The organism is Sphingomonas sp. DC1600-2 (assembly GCF_049897605.1).
Classification (GTDB): domain Bacteria; phylum Pseudomonadota; class Alphaproteobacteria; order Sphingomonadales; family Sphingomonadaceae; genus Sphingomonas.
Map to the genome: position 1 here is coordinate 1 of NZ_JAFCWO010000017.1, position 16,495 is coordinate 16,495.

General features: G+C 64.6%; 14 protein-coding genes. 1 reads left to right on the plus strand and 13 read right to left on the minus strand.

The genetic code is table 11. The features are described from left to right. Positions 1–22: 22 nt before the first annotated feature. The 3 genes from ACP7BL_RS16355 to ACP7BL_RS16365 all read right to left on the minus strand — a co-directional run bounded on the left by ACP7BL_RS16355 (position 23) and on the right by ACP7BL_RS16365 (position 4,927). A complete protein-coding gene (locus tag ACP7BL_RS16355; RefSeq protein ID WP_426258823.1) occupies positions 23–868 on the minus strand; it encodes an MFS transporter in 846 nt (281 codons plus the stop codon). Then, the gene (locus ACP7BL_RS16360) at positions 865–1,974 is read right to left on the minus strand and encodes a mandelate racemase/muconate lactonizing enzyme family protein (protein ID WP_426258824.1); all 1,110 of its coding nucleotides are present in this window, start codon (positions 1,972–1,974) and stop codon (positions 865–867) included. The genes ACP7BL_RS16355 and ACP7BL_RS16360 overlap by 4 nt, the downstream gene beginning before the upstream one ends. 76 nt (positions 1,975–2,050) lie before the next feature. Further along, positions 2,051–4,927 (minus strand): TonB-dependent receptor, encoded by a 2,877-nt coding sequence (locus ACP7BL_RS16365; protein WP_426258825.1) that lies wholly within the window; start codon positions 4,925–4,927, stop codon positions 2,051–2,053. Between the two features lie 218 nt (positions 4,928–5,145). Here ACP7BL_RS16365 and ACP7BL_RS16370 point away from each other — a divergent pair, with 218 nt between their 5' ends. Continuing rightward, positions 5,146–5,862, plus strand: a complete 717-nt coding sequence (locus ACP7BL_RS16370; RefSeq protein WP_126849223.1) for a GntR family transcriptional regulator — start codon at positions 5,146–5,148, stop codon at positions 5,860–5,862. Between the two features lie 7 nt (positions 5,863–5,869). Here ACP7BL_RS16370 and ACP7BL_RS16375 read toward each other — a convergent pair whose 3' ends face one another. The 10 genes from ACP7BL_RS16375 to ACP7BL_RS16420 form a co-directional block, all read right to left on the minus strand. Continuing rightward, a complete protein-coding gene (locus ACP7BL_RS16375; protein WP_426258826.1) occupies positions 5,870–6,214 on the minus strand; it encodes an L-rhamnose mutarotase in 345 nt (114 codons plus the stop codon). Positions 6,215–6,260: 46 nt separating this feature from the next. Continuing rightward, the gene (locus ACP7BL_RS16380; protein WP_126849240.1) at positions 6,261–7,055 is read right to left on the minus strand and encodes a kinase; all 795 of its coding nucleotides are present in this window, start codon (positions 7,053–7,055) and stop codon (positions 6,261–6,263) included. Beyond that, positions 7,045–8,016, minus strand: coding sequence for a 2-hydroxyacid dehydrogenase (locus ACP7BL_RS16385; RefSeq protein WP_426258827.1), 972 nt, complete (start codon positions 8,014–8,016; stop codon positions 7,045–7,047). The genes ACP7BL_RS16380 and ACP7BL_RS16385 overlap by 11 nt, the downstream gene beginning before the upstream one ends. Next, positions 8,013–9,014, minus strand: a complete 1,002-nt coding sequence (locus ACP7BL_RS16390; RefSeq protein ID WP_249340863.1) for an aldo/keto reductase — start codon at positions 9,012–9,014, stop codon at positions 8,013–8,015. The genes ACP7BL_RS16385 and ACP7BL_RS16390 overlap by 4 nt, the downstream gene beginning before the upstream one ends. Positions 9,015–9,385: 371 nt before the next feature. Beyond that, a complete protein-coding gene (locus ACP7BL_RS16395; protein ID WP_052192460.1) occupies positions 9,386–10,600 on the minus strand; it encodes an MFS transporter in 1,215 nt (404 codons plus the stop codon). A 52-nt stretch (positions 10,601–10,652) separates the two neighbouring features. Continuing rightward, complete coding sequence (locus ACP7BL_RS16400) at positions 10,653–11,699, minus strand: LacI family DNA-binding transcriptional regulator (protein ID WP_033966182.1); 1,047 nt, start codon at positions 11,697–11,699, stop codon at positions 10,653–10,655. A 5-nt stretch (positions 11,700–11,704) separates the two neighbouring features. Continuing rightward, entirely contained in the window at positions 11,705–13,183 is a 1,479-nt protein-coding gene (locus tag ACP7BL_RS16405; RefSeq protein ID WP_426258828.1) for a tryptophan halogenase family protein, read from the minus strand. Further along, positions 13,180–14,211 carry a cupin-like domain-containing protein gene (locus tag ACP7BL_RS16410; protein ID WP_137902900.1) on the minus strand — a complete coding sequence of 344 codons (1,032 nt, stop codon included), beginning with the start codon at positions 14,209–14,211 and terminating at the stop codon, positions 13,180–13,182. The genes ACP7BL_RS16405 and ACP7BL_RS16410 overlap by 4 nt, the downstream gene beginning before the upstream one ends. Then, positions 14,204–14,926 carry a SapC family protein gene (locus ACP7BL_RS16415; protein ID WP_426258829.1) on the minus strand — a complete coding sequence of 241 codons (723 nt, stop codon included), beginning with the start codon at positions 14,924–14,926 and terminating at the stop codon, positions 14,204–14,206. The genes ACP7BL_RS16410 and ACP7BL_RS16415 overlap by 8 nt, the downstream gene beginning before the upstream one ends. After that, complete coding sequence (locus ACP7BL_RS16420; protein WP_426258830.1) at positions 14,926–16,449, minus strand: tryptophan halogenase family protein; 1,524 nt, start codon at positions 16,447–16,449, stop codon at positions 14,926–14,928. The genes ACP7BL_RS16415 and ACP7BL_RS16420 overlap by 1 nt, the downstream gene beginning before the upstream one ends. Positions 16,450–16,495 lie beyond the last annotated feature (46 nt).

The window sequence follows — 16,495 nt, forward strand, 5'->3', positions numbered from 1 at the left end:
ACCAAAACCACGAAAGGAAAAATCACCAGCTTGACCCAAAACCCGCTCTGCGGGACATACCTTCACCCGGGTCAATTCTCGATGGAAATACCGGGTCACTTCTCAGCGGAAATCTACACATATAGATCGAGAAGCGGCCGAACAGCGCCCAGGCGAAATCGGGATGGGCGCGCGGATCGATCCAGAAGCTGCGCAGGAACGAGGTCAGGCGAAACGGCACAGGCGCAGCCAATCCGGCGGGCAGCGGCGGCTCGCGATTGAGCAACACGAACAGGAGGCTGGCGGCAATGATACCGCCACCGACGATTGCATAAGCGACAAACAGCTGGGCTGCCATCAGCCCCCCGAAAATGGTGCCTGCCGAAACCCCGGCGGTCATCGCCGCGCCGACCACGCCAGACACCATCCCGCGCTCACCGGGCAGGAAGCGGTCGGCAACGATCGTCGTGATCGCGGGCTGCATCGAATTGAGGCTGACCGTGGCCACCAGCCACAGCGCGGTGACGCCGACGATGCCACCGCCAAACGGGATCAGAATCGTCGCGGCACCCCCGACGACGCCGCCGATGGCAATCCAGGGCGTCCGCCGCCCGAAGCGCGACCGCGTCCGGTCGGAGAGCGCGCCCGACACCGGCGTGGTGATCGTGCTGAACACCGACGTGATCGCATAGACCACGCCCAACGTCCCAAGCTTGCCGACCGGATCGAGATTCTCGATCTGGTTGGGCAACAGCACACCGAGAATCGAAGCGTAGAGGGCCAGCAACACGAAGAGGACGATGCCGAGGCTGACGATAAGCCCCCATTTGCGGCCTTCAACGACGGGCGCGGCAGGCAGCACCGCATCGAGCCCAGCGCTCACGGTCACGCGACCGCGCCAATCACCTGGGGCAGCGCGCCGCCATTGGCCCGCGCCGCCGCGCTAAGCACCAGACCGTGCCCGGGCGCGTCGCGGCCATGGATATAACCGTCGGCCATCGTATAGGGTTCGTCGACCAGATGATCGAAATTCTGGAAACTGTATTCGAGCCAGCGCACGCCCGGCAGCGCCAGCGCCATGTTGACGCCAAGCTCCAGGAAGGTGTTGCCGAGCGTCACCTCGACATTGGCTTCATTGGCAAGCCAGCCGGCGCGCATCACGTCGGACACCTGGCCATGCACGTTGAGCATGTCGCACGCCCGCGCCTCGACCAGTTTGCGCTTGCCGGTGAGATCGAGATATTCGCCCGCATTGATCCGGCTGATGCCGAGCTGGCGCAGCATTTTCAGCCCGTCGAAATCCTCACGCGGGATCGGGTCCTCGAGCCAGTAGATGCGGTGCCCGGCGCGCTCGAAGCGCCGGACCGCCTGGATCGTTTCCTGTGCCGTCCAGGCCTCGTTGGCATCGATCATCACCGGTCGGTCGCTGCCGACCACATCGCGCAGCAAATCGAGCCGGTGAACATCGCGCTCCAGATCGGGATGCCCGACCTTGATCTTGTAGCCGAGGAAGCCCCGCTCGCGCGCCTTGCCGAACAATTCGGTAAAGTCGTGGTCGGACAAGTGATAATCGAGCCCGCTGGCATAGACGCCGACCTTGCTGCGCTCCGCCCCGAGCATGCGCCACAGCGGCAGGCCCGATTGCTTGGCGAACAGATCCCAGATGGCGTGCTGGAGCGACTCCTCGAACGGCAAGCCCATCCGCCGCACATTGCCGCCACGCACGCGATGCACCGCCAGCGCGAGCGCCGCCGGATACCGCCCTTCCAGTCCGGGCCAGGCCTCCGTCGCGAACACGCGTTCGATCTCGTCCGCGTCCGGCAAGCTGGTGAACAACGCCTGCGCGAAACCAAGCCCGACATTCCCGACCGTGTCGAAAAGTTCGACCGCGATGATTTGGGCAGTCGTCGCCCGCACCTGCGAATCGCCGATCGTCCGGTCCCGCGCGAAGGCCAGGCGAGTCAGCCGATATTCGACAATGCGCGCTGAAGACATTTCTTGTTTCCTTGTTGAGATATTAGTCTGAGTTATTACCGGGGCGGAGGCAAGCGCAACCGCCCCGGTGCCTCGCCTAAAAACGCACGCGCACGCCGGCGGTGTAGCGCCGCCCGACCCGTCGATATTCCTGCGCATCCGCGACTACGTTGGCGTAGTGAAATTCCCTCGAATCCGTCAGGTTGGTGGCATCGGCGGTCAGGATGACATTCTTCGTCACCGACAATTGCAGCCCTGCATCGAGCTGATCATAACTGTCGACGAACTCGGGAATGCCGGTCTGCGTCTGCGGCGCGAAGAGGTAGCCGTCGCGCCTGGTATAGGAGGCCCGCGCCTGCACCGGGCCCTTTTCATAAAAGAGCACTGCGGCGTACGAATTCTTTGACAAGCCCTCCAACGAATAGGAGGTCGAGGCCTTTGCCGCGTTGGTATAGTTCGCGTTGCTGTCGGTATAGGTATAGCTGAGTTGGGTGCCGAAACCGCTCAACAGGCCCGGCAGGAACTTGAACAGCGTGCGATAACTGACTTCGACCCCCTTTACCGTCGCACCTTTGCCGTTGATCGGCTGATCGACGATGAAGGTTACCTGATCAACCTGTTGGGGAGTGACCCCGCGTGTGATGAACGAGTCGATCGATTTGTAGAAGAAGGTCGCCGACAGCAGTGAATCGCGATCATAATACCATTCGAGCCCGGCTTCCGCCTGCGAGGCGCGGAACGGCTGCAAATTGGGGTTGCCGTGCGTGATGCGCTCGTTGCCCGGATTGCTGGTGATCGTCTGCGCCGGCGAAAGATCGGTCAGCGTCGGCCGCGAGATGACGCGTGAGGCCGCCGTCCGGAAGACCAGCTTCGGCGTGATGGTGAGCCGCGCGTTCAGCGACGGAAGAATGTCGGTATAATGCCCCTTGAAGCTGAGCGGGGTCAGCCCGGACAGCACGATGACGTTCTGGCCCGTGCCGTTGGGTTTTGCGCTCAGCACGGTCTGGCCGGCACCATTTGAGGTGAAGTCGGTATCTTCGATTCGCACGCCGGTGTTGACCGCGAATGGCAGCGTGCCGAGATTGCCCTTGAACTCGAACATCAAATAACCGAGCGCCACCTTCTCCTTGACCGAGGAGCTGGCGGCCGGGTCCCGAACGATCGGCAGAAGATTACCGCTGTGCAATGCCGGGTCGGCGGTGCTGTTCAGGCCGATCATCGTCTGGAAGAGATTTTGGGCGTTATAGTCGACCCAATTTGCGGTGTTGCCGCCTGCGGCCCCGCCGAAGAAATTGTAGGATGTCGGGCTGAACACGCTCGACGGCACCAACACGTCGCTGCCGCAATAGGCACACGCGTTGGGTTCGGTGAACCCGGTGGTCGTCTTGGTGCGGGCCGAATAGCCCACGCCGCCGTAAACGGTAACCTGGGCACCATTATAGGCCCCGTCGAGATGCGCCTCGTTGATCGTGTCTTCGAGGATCTGGCCCTCCGACTGCATATAATGTGCGAGGCGATGGTTCACGTCGGTCGCCGCATCCGGATATGTCGGGCTGCTGACCGTGAAACTCGCCAGCGGCGACCCCGTGTTGCGGTCATACGTGTAATCGAGATGTTTCAGCCGCGATGTTGTGAACAGCGCCTGCGCATTGTCATATTTGGCCTTGGTGGTATCGAGATCGAGCGCGACGCTGAACGGGCCGCTGTCCCATTTCGCATTGAAGCCGAACAGATAGGTGGTCGATTTGGCTGGCCGGTCCTCGACGACGACGTCGACCGTGCCGTCGTGAAAGCTCTCCGATGTCGCGGTGCCACCGACATGGACGGTGCGGCTCTGCCCGCCGACGATCTCCGTGGTGTCGGTGCCGCCCGACACCACCTGCCGCACGAGCGTCCCCCCGCTGAAATCGGGTGCGATGCCGGAGCTGTGATAATGTTCGTCGTCGTGGGAGTAGAGCCCGTCGAGCGTGAAGAGCAGATTGTTGGTTGGTTTGAACTGGACCGTCCCGTCCAGCCCGATCCGCTTGCGGTTCGAGAATTCCACCTGGTTGATGAAATTGTGGTACATATCGACGTTGCGGAACAGCCCCACCTTGCTGGTGTCGATCCGCGGCGTGCAGCCACCGGCACCCGACGCTCCGACGCACAATCCGCCTGCACCGCCGCTCACCTGGCCGTAATAGCCGTCGTCGAAGCTGCGCGGATAGGAACTTGCACCCACGAAGAAGTTGTCGGTCCGTTCGTTGCGCTCGTCATACGAGCCGACGAGCGACACACCCAAGCTCCCCGAGGGATTTTTCCAGGTGACATAGGCTGCGCCCGACGGGGTGGTCTTGCTGCCCAGCTCATCGATGTTCGCACGTAGCGAGCCACCGCCATAGAGGCCGGTGCGCTGTTCAAGCGGGCGCAGCGTATGGATATCGATCGTCGCGCCGATGCTCGCGCCATTGATGTTGGCCTGCGGGCTCTTGAAGACGTTCGCCCCCGAAATCAGCTCGGATGGCAAGATATCGAAGTTGAATTCGCGTCCAGCGCCATCGGTCGCGATCACACGATTATTGACCGTCACGGTATTGAACTGCGGGCCAAGCCCACGAACCGTCACGCCGTTGCCGACGCCGCGATTGCGATCGATCGTGATGCCCGGCACGCGCTGCAGCGATTCGGCGACATTCTGGTCGGGCAATTTGCCCAAATCCTCGCTGGCGATCGCGTCGACCGAGTTAATCGCGTTGCGTTTGATGTCGATGGATTGCCGCTGGCTCGCGCGTATGCCCGTCACCACGATATCCTGCGCGACACCGTCCGGACCGGCGTCAGGCGTGCCGAGATTTTGCTGTGGCGCATTCGTGTCCCCCATCGACGCGCTGCCACTGCCGCCCTGCGCCTGAGATTGCGCCTGTGCTGCCGATGCAAGCGCCAAGGCGGTCGCCGTGATTGCGACGCCACCGTACAACCGTGCCAGTTTCCCCATAATCCCCTCCTCTTCGTTTTTTGATTTGAGATATCAGTATCAGGGCTTTTAGATATGTCAAACATGGTAATTAGAATTTCATTACCGATGATGGCCCCCGTGCTCGCGAGGCTGGCGCGGCACTCCTGCTAGCGTTTTCGCCAGGGCGCGCTTACGGTGGGGGAGATGAGCGTGCCGCCGCATCTGCGGAGCGGCCAATTTTGTGGAAACTGAATCGGATGCGGGCCGTAGCCGGAAAATCGAAAACCGAGCCAGCCAAGGCGATCGAGCTTGACCTGTTGGGCGATAACGAACCCAGCCTGTCAGACAAAGCGTATGACGCAATCTTGAAGGGGCTGTTCGACCGCACGATCCCGCTCGGTGCGGAATTGTCGCAGGCCGATCTGGTGCGGCTGTTCGGCATGACGATGCAGCCACTGCGCGACGCGCTGCGCCGACTGGAGACCGAAGGACTGGTCACGATTCACGCCCGGTCGTGTATCCGTTTCATCCGCTCCGACCTCGAGCTCTCCCGGTCGACATATCAGTTTCGCTCTTTGATCGAGCGTGCGGGTGCCCGTGCGCTGGCGGAAAGCGGCGATGCCGGCGAAATCCAGGCGATGGTCGACGGCCATCGCGCGTTGCTCGCCCGGCTGGAGGAGGGCTCTTGGGAGCCGGACGATGAAGCCATGCTCGACCGTCTCGAAGAGCAATTGCACGGCGCGTTGATATCGGCGCTGCGCAACCAGTTGATCGAAGTGACTGCGCGCCGCCTTAAGAATTACGTGACGCTGGTACGGCTCGATTGGCTGACCACCCGCCCGCTGGCGATCCGCACCCTGCGCGAGCATCTCGACATTCTGACCGCGTGTGTCGCGCGCGATGCGGACGCCGCCGAGGCCGCGCTGGTGACGCATTTTCAGCTCGCGCTGCAGCGCCTCCTGGGGATGCAATAGCGCGCCGCTACGGCTGCTCGTCCAGGCTGTAAATACGCTCCGCCGCGACCCATTTTTCCCCATCCGCCGCAAACGGCAAGCGGCGCTGGAAGCGGTCCATCAACACATCCCACGCCCCGACCGCGGGATCGGCCGCCTCGCGCGCGGCGTTGGCGACGGGGTGGAAATCGGGCGTGGTCTCCATCACCATCACCAGCCGGTCCCCGACATGCCAGATGTCGAGTGCGGCCACACCGCCCGCCCGGATCGCGCGCGTCACGGCGGCGGGCGGCCCTCCGGGACGGTGCCAGTGGCGGTATGCAGCGATCAGCTCGGCATCATCCTGCAGATCGAGCAGAAGCACGTGGCGCATCGATATCCTCCGGATCGGGTAGAGTAGCGTCAGTTGGGTGCAACCGTCAGCGCCGATGTACGGCGACGCAGTTTCGGTCGTCGTCGAGCTGCAACACCAAATCGGCATAGGCAGGCATGGTGTCGAGGACGTGCCGCGTCAGCCGTTCGTAATGACTGACGAACACCCGCACCTCGGCGTCGGCCATCACCCCGTCGCCGCACGCACCCGACTGGCGCAGCGCCCGTTCCTGCTCCAGCCGCCAGTCCAGCACCCGCCCCCAGCTCGGCGCGCGCAACAGTGCAAGCATGTCGATCCGCGCGAACAGCCGCTGATACGCGCCCGCAAGCGCGGCATTGGCGTAGCGCCGCCACACCCCATGCGGGTCGCGCTCGCGCTCGAGCACGTTAACCGGATCCAGCAGCGCCACCGCGTCCTGCGGCCGGGCACCGACGCACCAGCCTTCGAAGATCACCAATTGCGCGGGCACGGATGCAGGCGTCCAAAGCGCTGCCTCGACACGATCGTCGGTCGCCTTGTCAAAGCGCGGTAGCGGTGCCGCCTGTCGCGCGTCGAGCGCTGCAAACGTATCCAGCCCAAGCGCGATATCGTGCGTTCCCGGAACGCCGCGCGTTGCGAATAGCGGGTGGACCGCCGCAGCGAGCCGTGCGCGCTCGCGCCGCATATGATAAAGATCGTCGAGCGACAGCACCACCGAATGCGGAAAGCGCGCGGCGAGCGCCGCGGCGACGGTCGACTTCCCACTCCCTTGAGCCCCACACAGGCCGAGCACGAGCGGGACCCGGCGCGGATGCACAAGCGCGCGTTCGATCGCGTCGGCGAGGATCGCCTCAGGCGACACGGTCGGGCAGGGCACGGCCCGCAAAAAAGGCGTCGAGATTGTCGACCGCCTGCATTCCCATCGCTTCGCGCGCGCCCTTCGTTGCGCTGCCGAGGTGCGGCAACAGCACGGTGCGCGGGCTGGCCAGCAGCGCCGCGCTGACAGTCGGCTCGTTCTCATAGACGTCGAGCCCGGCCGCCGCGATCCGCCCTTCCGCCAGAGCCGCCACCAAAGCCGCCTCGTCGACCACCGAGCCACGCGCGGTGTTGACGAGGATCGCGCCCGGCTTCGCCTTGGCCAGTAAGACCGCATCGACAAAATGATGAGTCGCCCGGCCGCCCGGGATGTGGAGCGATACGACGTCCGCCTCCGCCATCAATGCTTCGGCGGTATCGACTCGGCTCGCCCCCAGCGCCGCCTCGATCTCGGTCGCGGCGGGGCTGCGCGAGAAATAGAGGATGCGCATGCCGAGCCCGCGAGCACGCGCCGCGGTGCCTTGCGCGATCCGGCCAAAGCCGATCAGCCCGAGCGTACAGCCATCGAGCGACTGGCCGACGAGATGCGTCGGCCGCCAGCCGGTCCATTCCCCCGCGCGCAGCTCGCGTTCACCTTCACCGGCGCGCCGCGCGGCCATCAGCATCAACAGGATCGCCAGTTCAGCCGTGGCTTCGGTCAGCGCGCCGGGCGTGTTGCTCACCGCGATCCCGGCCGCGCGCGCAGCGGCAAGATCGATATGGTCGACGCCAGCACCATAATTGGCGATCAACGCGGCGCGGCGGCCCGAGGTCGCCAACAGATCGGCATCGATCCGGTCGGTGATCGTCGGCAAAATTGCGTCGAATTCGCGCATCGCGCCGCGCAATTCGGTCGCGCTCAGCGCGATGTCCGGTTGGTTTAATACGACGTCATACTGCACCGCGAGCCGCGCCTCGACTGCCTCGGGCAAACGGCGGGTGACGCGAACACGATGGCGTGCGGTCACAGCTCCGTCCCCGCCATGGCTGGCGATGGCACCGGTGCATCTGCGCGGATAAGGCCCGCCTGCCGCAAATCGCGCCAGAAATCGTCGGGGATCTTAGTGTTGTAGACCTCCAGCGTGCGCTCGACCTGCGCGGCACTGGCCAGTCCCGGTAGCACGCGCGCCACCGCAGGATGCGCGATCGGAAAGCGCAAGGCCGCCGCGGCGAGCGGGACCGCATGCGCATCGGCGATCCGCTCGATCCGGCGGACTCGCTCGACGATTGCGGGTGGCGCGATGGCATAGTCGTAATGCATCGGCGCACCGCTCCGCGTTCCCGTGGCGAGGATACCGCTATTATAGGGGCCGCCGATCACCACCGAGACGTTCTGCGCGACGCACGTCGGCAGGAACGCATTGAGCGCATCCTGTTCGAGCAACGTGTAGCGCCCCGCAAGCAATACCATATCGAGCCGCGTCTCGCGCATCGCCTGCAGGCAGATCGCAGTCTCGTTGACGCCCAGCCCGAAGCCGTCGATCGCCTTGCTCGCGCGCAGTTCCTCCAGCGCGCGAAAACCCCCGCCGTGCGTGAGTTGCTGCCAATAGCGTGCATTGTCGTCGCCATGGTTCGCGCGGCCAATGTCATGGACCAACAGGATATTGATCCGGGCAAGACCGAGGCGCTGCAGGCTCGCTTCATGCGACCTCAGGATGCCATCATAGCTATAGTCATAGGCGACGCGAAACGGCAGCGGCGAAAGGAAACCGTCGCGCGACTGCTCAACCGTTTGCGCTTCATCCGGAACCAGCAGACGGCCGACCTTGCTGGACACGACCAGGCCGCTGTCCCCGCGGAGCGCGTCGCCCAGGCGCCGTTCGCTCAGACCGAAACCGTAAAAGGGCGCGGTGTCGAAAAACGCGATCCCGGCGCTGCGCGCCGCGTCGATCGCCGCCCGCGCGTCTTGGTCGCTGATCGGCGCATACAGATTGCCGAGCGCGGCGCACCCGAACCCCAAACCCACGACCTTATCGGCGGCGTCCCCCGGAGATCGACAATCAAACATCAATTCGCCAATGTGATATTCCAGTACTGTCCTGTGCTATGCTTCAAAATGCAGAACGGCGCAAGGATGGGTTACGGCTGAGGATGAGTATAGCGAAATCCGTCCCAGCGCCGTCAGCCGACGACGCGCGGGCGACCTCCCCCGACCCGCTTGCGACAGTGCGAAAGACTGCAATGAGGAGAGTAAAGAGGATGCCGATCGCGCTCGTACGGCAGGCCTTTCGCCCCGGCTTCGTCGATAAACATCGACTGCGGGTGCCGCTCCGGCCCCGCTGGCAAAAGCAAAAACATGCCGCCGGTCCGGAAACGCGCGGCATCCCGCGAAACGGACTATTTCCGCCCGGTTACTCCAAGCATGGTCGCCCCACCAACAAATGACAGAATAGCCAGGGTCAAAAACAGCGTGCTGAAATTTTGGGGTGTCGCGAGCCACCACGCCAATGCCGGGCCAATGAGCACGGGTGCGGTATTCGCCAAATTGATCAGCCCGAGATCGCGCCCACGCCGACGCGGGTTGGGAAGCAATTGCATGACGAAACCGATTTGCAAGGTGAGGAAGACAGTCCAGCCGATCGAGTAAATGCAAAGACCTATCGCAGCCGAAGTCCAGTTGGTCGCGCAGGCCATCATGACGAGACCGGCCGCATCGAGAATAACGGCAATCATCATAAACGGCTTGCGCCGCTCCAACCTGTCTGACCAACGGCCCAACATAACGGCGAAGGGCAATGGCACGATGTTCGCCAAAAAGATCAACGCCCCCACCTGTGCCGACACACCGCCGCGTGCGGCGGGTGTCGCGAACCGCTCCATGAAGAACAGGAAATATGCGGACACCACGTTACCGGGAATCTGGACGATCAGGCGCGATATCCACGCAATGACGAGGTCGGGTGACGATACCGCAACCGTGCGATCCGCCACCGGCAACGTCGGCTTGGGCGATGTCGCCAGCAATGGCCCGAGGGAAATGACGACAACGACCGAGATCACGGCTAGGCGCAGGCCCAACGTCGGGGGCCCCCATTTCACCAATAGCGGCCCGATCGCCGCACCAAGCGGCTGAGCCCCGGCGAGCAGGCCGCTCATCAGGCCATTCTGTCGATCCGGGCTTTCCTCAGCGAGCAGCGCCATAAGCGGGGCCAGGGCGATGTTGAGCGCGACCTGAAACGCCATCACCGATAGGACGAGCATCGCGGGCGTCCGTGCGCTGGCAATGCCCGCGTACGACGCGATCGTCGCGACAAGGCCTGCGGCGATCCAGTATCGCCGTCCCGTGCCGCGCTCGAGCGAACGGTCGCTAAGCCATCCGAATAGGATACCCGCAATGCTGGCCATCGCGGCACCTGCGATCATCGCCGTCGCGAGCACACCGAACCGCGCTTCCCCGGCAATCAACTCGATCCGCAGTGGCAACAGCAAAGTTAACAACGGCAGATACGCAACGACGCATCCGGCGTATCCAAGCGCACCAAGCACCGGAATCAGTGCGGGCGATCGCTTCGCCTTGCGGACAGCGAAGAAGCGGTCGGAATGCGCGGTCATGTGACGCCTGCTTAGGACATCGGCATCGCCACAGCCAGGGGATTGCAAAGGGTTATCGGCGTCGTGCGGTCGATTGGCGCAGCTCTAGCTTCGCCGGGACAATGATCGGCTGCCCCGGTGAATCACGCCCTGCGAGTTCGGCAATGATAAGCTCGACCGCGCGGGCCGCCAGATCGGCGATTGGCTGGTCCACTGCGGTCAGCGGCGGATGCGTGAAGCGGACGATCGGGGTGTTGTCGAAGCTGATCAGCGACAGGTCGCGGGGCACCGCGATCCTGCGTTCCCGGCACGTCTCCAGCGTGGCGAGCGCCATCTGATCGTTGCTGGCGATGATCGCGGTCGCCGGGTCGGCCGCATCGAGCAAAGCGATCGCGGCCTCCCGCCCCGACGCGTATCCAAAATCGCCGCGCGTCAGCAAATCGTCCGCCAGCCCTGCCGCCGCCATTGCTGCACGCCAGCCATCGGTGCGCCACGCGCTGAGCTCATAATCGGGAGGCCCCGCGATGAAGCCGATCCGTGTATGCCCGAGCGCGATGAGATGCTCGGTCGCGATCCGCGCCGCGCGCTCATCGTCCATCGTCAGCGCAAAGCCCGCGCCTGCCCGCCGCGAGCCGATCCGCGCGAAACTGATCCGCTGGGCCTCCAGCAAGTCCGCGATCAGCGGGTTCTCCGAATGCGGCGGCGTCAGGATGACGCCATCGGGCTGGAGCGCCGCGATCGCGGCCATCAGCTCGCGCTCGATATGGTCGCTATGCGTGTCGACCAGCTCGACGATCATGCGATAGCCATAGGTCGCGCAGGTCAGCATCCCGCCGAGCAGCATCTGGTCGACCCAGTCGGTGCCCTGCCGCGCACGCCAGTCGGCGATCGTGCGTTCGCGATCGTTGAGCGCGACGATCAGATAGGAGCGCGAGCCGCCCATCCGCTGCGCCGCGATCGACGGCACATAGCCCAGCCGATCGATCGCCTCCTGCACGCGTGCAGCGGTCTCGGGCCGGACGCCCGGCTCCTTGTTGATCACACGGCTGACGGTTTGCAACGACACGCCCGTATCCGCCGCGACATGCTTGATCGTGACGGCCTGCCGCCTGCGCGCCATTGTCTTCAGCCGCCGCAATATTGCGCGACATAGTCGGCATGCGCCGGCAACCCGGCAACGGTACGCGCGACATTGTCGCGCAGCGTCGCCAGGAACTTCGCCAGCTCCTCATCGCGCAGCTTGGCCGCGATCGGGTGATAGGCGGCGGGCTCGATGCCCTGCCCCATCATCACCTGCACCCAGCTATTTTCGGCGAACAACTCCTCGTTGCGGCGGAACACGCGACCGGTCTCGCGGAACAAGGCAATCTTTTGCGCCAGACTGTCAGGAATCGCCATCCCCGCACATTGCCGCCAGAACGTCGAATCGCGCCGGTTGGTCGCCTTATAGTGGAGGATCAGAAAGTCGCGGATCTGCTCCATGTCGGCAAATTGCTGGTCGTTGAACTCGGCGATGTCGCGCGGCGAGATCGCGCCCGCCGGCATCATCCGGATCAGCCGCAGGATCGCGCGCTGGATGAGATGGATGCTGGTCGATTCGAGCGGTTCCATGAACCCGCCCGACAGCCCGATCGCGACGACATTGCGATGCCATTGCCGCCGCCTCGCCCCTGTGACGAAGCGGATGTGGTTCGGCTCGGTCAGCACCGTCCCCTCGATATTGCCGAGCAGCCGCTCGAGCGCGGCGTCGCGCTCCAGATAGCGGCTGCAATAAACGATGCCGTTGCCGGTGCGATGCTGCAACGGGATACGCCACTGCCACCCGGCATCATGCGCCATCGCGCGCGTATAGGGCACGGGCGGGCGGACGTTTTCGGTCTGCACCGCGATGGCGGAATCGCACGGCAGCCAATGGGTCCAGTCGTCATACCCGGCATGTAACGCCTGTTCGATCAGCAGCGCGCGAAAGCCGGTACAGTCGAGGAACAGGTCGCCCTCGACCACCGCGCCGGATTCGAGGTGGAGCCCCGCAACGTCTCCGCTCTCGCCATCGAGCGCGACGTGCGCGATGCGGCCTTCGATCCGGCGCGTGCCGTCGGCTTCCGCCATCCGCCGCAAGAATTGCGCGTAGAGCGACGAATCGAGCTGATAGGCATAATTCATCCGCTCGTCGGGAAGATGCGCGAACTTGCCCTCCAGCGCCGCGACGAGCTCGAGGCAATAGGCGTCATACGCCGCGTCGTGACCGCGCTCGCGACCGTTCAGCCAGAAATGCTGGAAGCCCGCCGACCAATGGTCCTGCCCGGTAATCCCGAACGAGTGGAAATAGCGATCGCTGCCGTCCTTCCAGCCATCGAACAGGATGCCGAGCTTGAAGGTCGCCTGTGTCGCGCGCATGAAATCGGCTTCGCCGATGCCGAGCAGCCGGTTGTAGGTGACCAGCGGCGGGATCGTCGATTCCCCCACTCCGATCGTCCCGATCGCGTCGGATTCCACCAGCGTCACCTCGGCGGTGCGGCCCATCGTCCGCGCGATCGCGGCCGCCGCCATCCAGCCCGCTGTGCCGCCCCCGGCAATAACGATGCGGCGTGGGCTGGACATCATTGGCTGAGATTCCTGAGCAGGAAAGCGCGGATGCGATCGGCGCTTTCGGGGGTGAGCGGGGCGAGCACGCTGCGGCCGTGCTCGGGGATATGCGCGGTCACGTCATCGCCATTGTTGAAGACATAATAATCGAACAGGTCGCGCCAATGCTGTTTTTGATCGGCGGGCAAATCGCGGATCGCGAGCAAAGCGTGGTTGAGCGCATCCTGCGGCGAGCCCAGCCAGCGCGGCGTTTCGCGCCACCAATAGTTCACCAGCACGTTGAAATCGGCGAGCCCCTCGACATGATGCCACCACATCGCCGGAATATACAGCGCGTCACCGGCGTCGAGCTCGGCCACCTGGGCGTGCGCCAGCGCTTCGGGAAAGCGCGGATGCCGCTGCAGGTCCGGCGCGTGGAAATCGACCATGCTGATTGCACGACCAGCCGGTGTGTTGTCGATCGGCCCCAGATGGAGGTTGCGGAACTGTTCGCGCGGAAACAGCGTGAAGCGCCGCCGCCCCACGGCAACGCAGGCGAGATTGTGGGGCAAATCGTTATGCGCGGCGATCCGCGTCTTCGACCCGATCCAGATGCTCGCCAGACACGTTCGATCGGCCAGATCGACATGATTGGCCTCATGCAAGCCGGTGAAGAACTGGTGCATGTCGATCGAGCCGAGATAGACCGGCGGGGCTCCCGCTTGCCCTTCGACCGAATCCATCCGCTGGAAAATATCGGGTAGCTTCGCGCGCAGCGTGCGGAAGTTCATCGCCATGGCGGCGTCGTAGAACAGCCGGCCGTCGCCGCCCTGCTCGCCCACCGTAACCGTGAACGCCGTGTCGCGGTGGTGCTGCAGCAAATAGGCCCGCGCATCGCGCGACGAGCGGCGGCCCGCAGCGACCAGCGGCCAATCCCGGACCAACCCGCGCACGACGAACGGCGCGTCGGCGGACCGCAACCGCGCGTCGAGCTCGACCGCATCGGCGATCCGGACCTCGGCCACTTCCGCCAGATCCTTGAAAATGCCGGACTCGGCTTCAGCCACGCGCCGCGTTCCGTCGGCTCTTGCGATCGATCAGTTCGGCGACGTTGGCGAGCGAGGCGAGCGCCATGAACACGGGCATCAAGTGCCCTTCGGCGTGCAGCTCGCCAAGCGTGGCGGCGTCGAGCTGCTGCAAGCGCTCCTCGGCGATGCCGTGATAGCCGACCAGCCGGTTGGTCGTACCATCGTCGAGCGTGATCTCGAGCGTCAGCGGCTCGATCAGTTCGTGGCGCGTCAGCGCGGCGAAGAATCCTTCGCTCGCCTGCCAGCCTGCGTCGAGCTCACCGAGCTGTTCGGCAATTGTCTCCAGATACGGCGTCGGACGGCCAAGGTCGTCGAACACCCGCACGCCCTCGCCGCCGGTCGCGACGCGCGGATTGTCGAGGTCGAGATGGATCTGCTTGTCGCCGCCTGGCGTCGCCGGGTAGCCGATCAGGAAAGGCTGGATCTGCAACGCGAGCGGACGATACCGTGCATCCCATTGCCCCCCGTCGAGGAACAGATTCTCGCCGGGCTCGAACCCGAACATCGCCAGCGCCTGGAACCGGTCGCGCTGGGGGGTAAGGCGGAACAGGATCGGATAGTCGTTCTGCACGCGGCGAAACTCGCTCGGCACGACAAGGGACGACATCACCGCGTCGCCAAGGTCCGCACCGTGCGCGGACGTAATGCGCAGCGTGCGGTGATCCTCGCTGTTGAGCAGGACGTGGTTGGCCATCAGGAAATCTGCTCCATAACGTTTGGTTGATACGCCGCCCGGCAGGCATCGAGATAGGCGCGGATCGGGGGCAGCGTGGCGACCATGCTCCGCGCACGCTGCGCGATCGGTGCCAGCGATGGTGGCTTGCCCATTTGGAGCGGGCCGGGCTCCGGCACGCGCGCGCCCATGCCGTAGAGGATATATTGATAGCTGGCAGCAGGGAACAGCTCATCGACCATCGGCAGGTCGGCGCGCAGTGGCGGTCGATGCTGCCACAGCGCCAGCAATTCTGCGAGCCGCGGCGGGATCGATGCCGGGTCGCGGTGATCGCGCCAATAGCGTCCGTCGCGTCGGCTCAGCACATAATGCAGTTTCAGGAATTCGACGATCCGGTCCCAGCGATAGCGGAACAGCGTGTTGAAGCGCGCGGCCACCAGCGGCATCGTCGCTGGCGTCGGCCAGTCGTCAAGCAGCGCGTCGAGCGACAGCTCGACCGTCACGATCGCCGATGCTTCCAGCGGCTCGAGAAACCCCGCCGACAAACCGATCGCGAGGCAGTTGCCGACCCAGAAGTGTGCGCGGTGCCCCGACCGGAAGGTCAGCCGACGCGGCGTGATCGGCGCATCGGTGCCGAGATACGCCGCCAGCGTCGCCAATGCCTCGTCGTCGCTCATGTGCGCCGACGAATAGACGCAGCCGACGCCGCGTCGGGTCGGCAGGCCGATGTCCCAGATCCATCCCGCAGCATGCGCGGTCGCATCGGTCTGTGCCTTGATCGGGCTGTCGGCGGCGACCGGCACCTGTACCGCCAGCGCCCGGTCGTTGAACAGCACGTCGCCACGGTCGATGAACGGGACATCCCCCATCAGCAGCGCAGCGTGGCCGGTGCAATCGAGGAACAGATCGCCTTCGATCGCGCCCTGCGCGCGCGTGTGCACCGCGACTACGTCGCCCTGCTCGGCGCGCTCGACCCGGGTCACATGGTCGCGCAGGTGCCGGACACCGAGCCGCTCGGTCGCGTGCCGCATCAGCAGCGCCGCGAGCTTGCCCGCATCGAGATGGTAGCCATAGTTCAGCGCGCCTGCGAAATCGGGCATCGTCCGCTGGCGGGGTGCCAAGTGCTGCTGCGCCACGCGCGGTTGCGGTGTGACGACATCGGCGAACGGCTCGCCCGCGGCCTCGGTCTGCCATGCGGCGACGAGTGCGCGCGCATCCGCCTCGGCGGGCGGCGTGAAGGGGTGAAAATAGACGTCGTCGGGCGCACCGCTCGCCCAGCCCCGGAAACGCGATCCGTGTTTGAACGACGCATCGCAGGCGAGCAGGAATTCGGCCTCGCCAATGCCGATCCGCTCCAGCGTCGCGCGCAGTGTCGGCCACGTCCCCTCGCCCACCCCGATCGTCGGAACGTCGGGAGATTCGACGAGCGTGACTGTGATGGGATGCTCTGCGATCGGGCTTGCCGCTGCGGCAATACGGCAAGCGGCAAGCCAGCCCGCGGTGCCGCCGCCGACGATAACGACTCTAGAAATGGCCGTATGCAATTGGCCCGTCCTGTTGTGTGGTCCGTATTCAGGCCCCGTTCGACCC

Excerpts from the sequence above, each read along its gene's own strand:
- ACP7BL_RS16405 (WP_426258828.1), bottom strand. The coding sequence starts at position 13,183 with ATGATGTCCAGCCCACGCCGCATCGTTATTGCCGGGGGCGGCACAGCG.
- ACP7BL_RS16370 (WP_126849223.1), top strand. The coding sequence starts at position 5,146 with ATGCGGGCCGTAGCCGGAAAATCGAAAACCGAGCCAGCCAAGGCGATC.
- ACP7BL_RS16360 (WP_426258824.1), bottom strand. The coding sequence starts at position 1,974 with ATGTCTTCAGCGCGCATTGTCGAATATCGGCTGACTCGCCTGGCCTTC.
- ACP7BL_RS16400 (WP_033966182.1), bottom strand. The coding sequence starts at position 11,699 with ATGGCGCGCAGGCGGCAGGCCGTCACGATCAAGCATGTCGCGGCGGAT.
- ACP7BL_RS16365 (WP_426258825.1), bottom strand. The coding sequence starts at position 4,927 with ATGGGGAAACTGGCACGGTTGTACGGTGGCGTCGCAATCACGGCGACC.
- ACP7BL_RS16415 (WP_426258829.1), bottom strand. The coding sequence starts at position 14,926 with ATGGCCAACCACGTCCTGCTCAACAGCGAGGATCACCGCACGCTGCGC.
- ACP7BL_RS16395 (WP_052192460.1), bottom strand. The coding sequence starts at position 10,600 with ATGACCGCGCATTCCGACCGCTTCTTCGCTGTCCGCAAGGCGAAGCGA.
- ACP7BL_RS16375 (WP_426258826.1), bottom strand. The coding sequence starts at position 6,214 with ATGCGCCACGTGCTTCTGCTCGATCTGCAGGATGATGCCGAGCTGATC.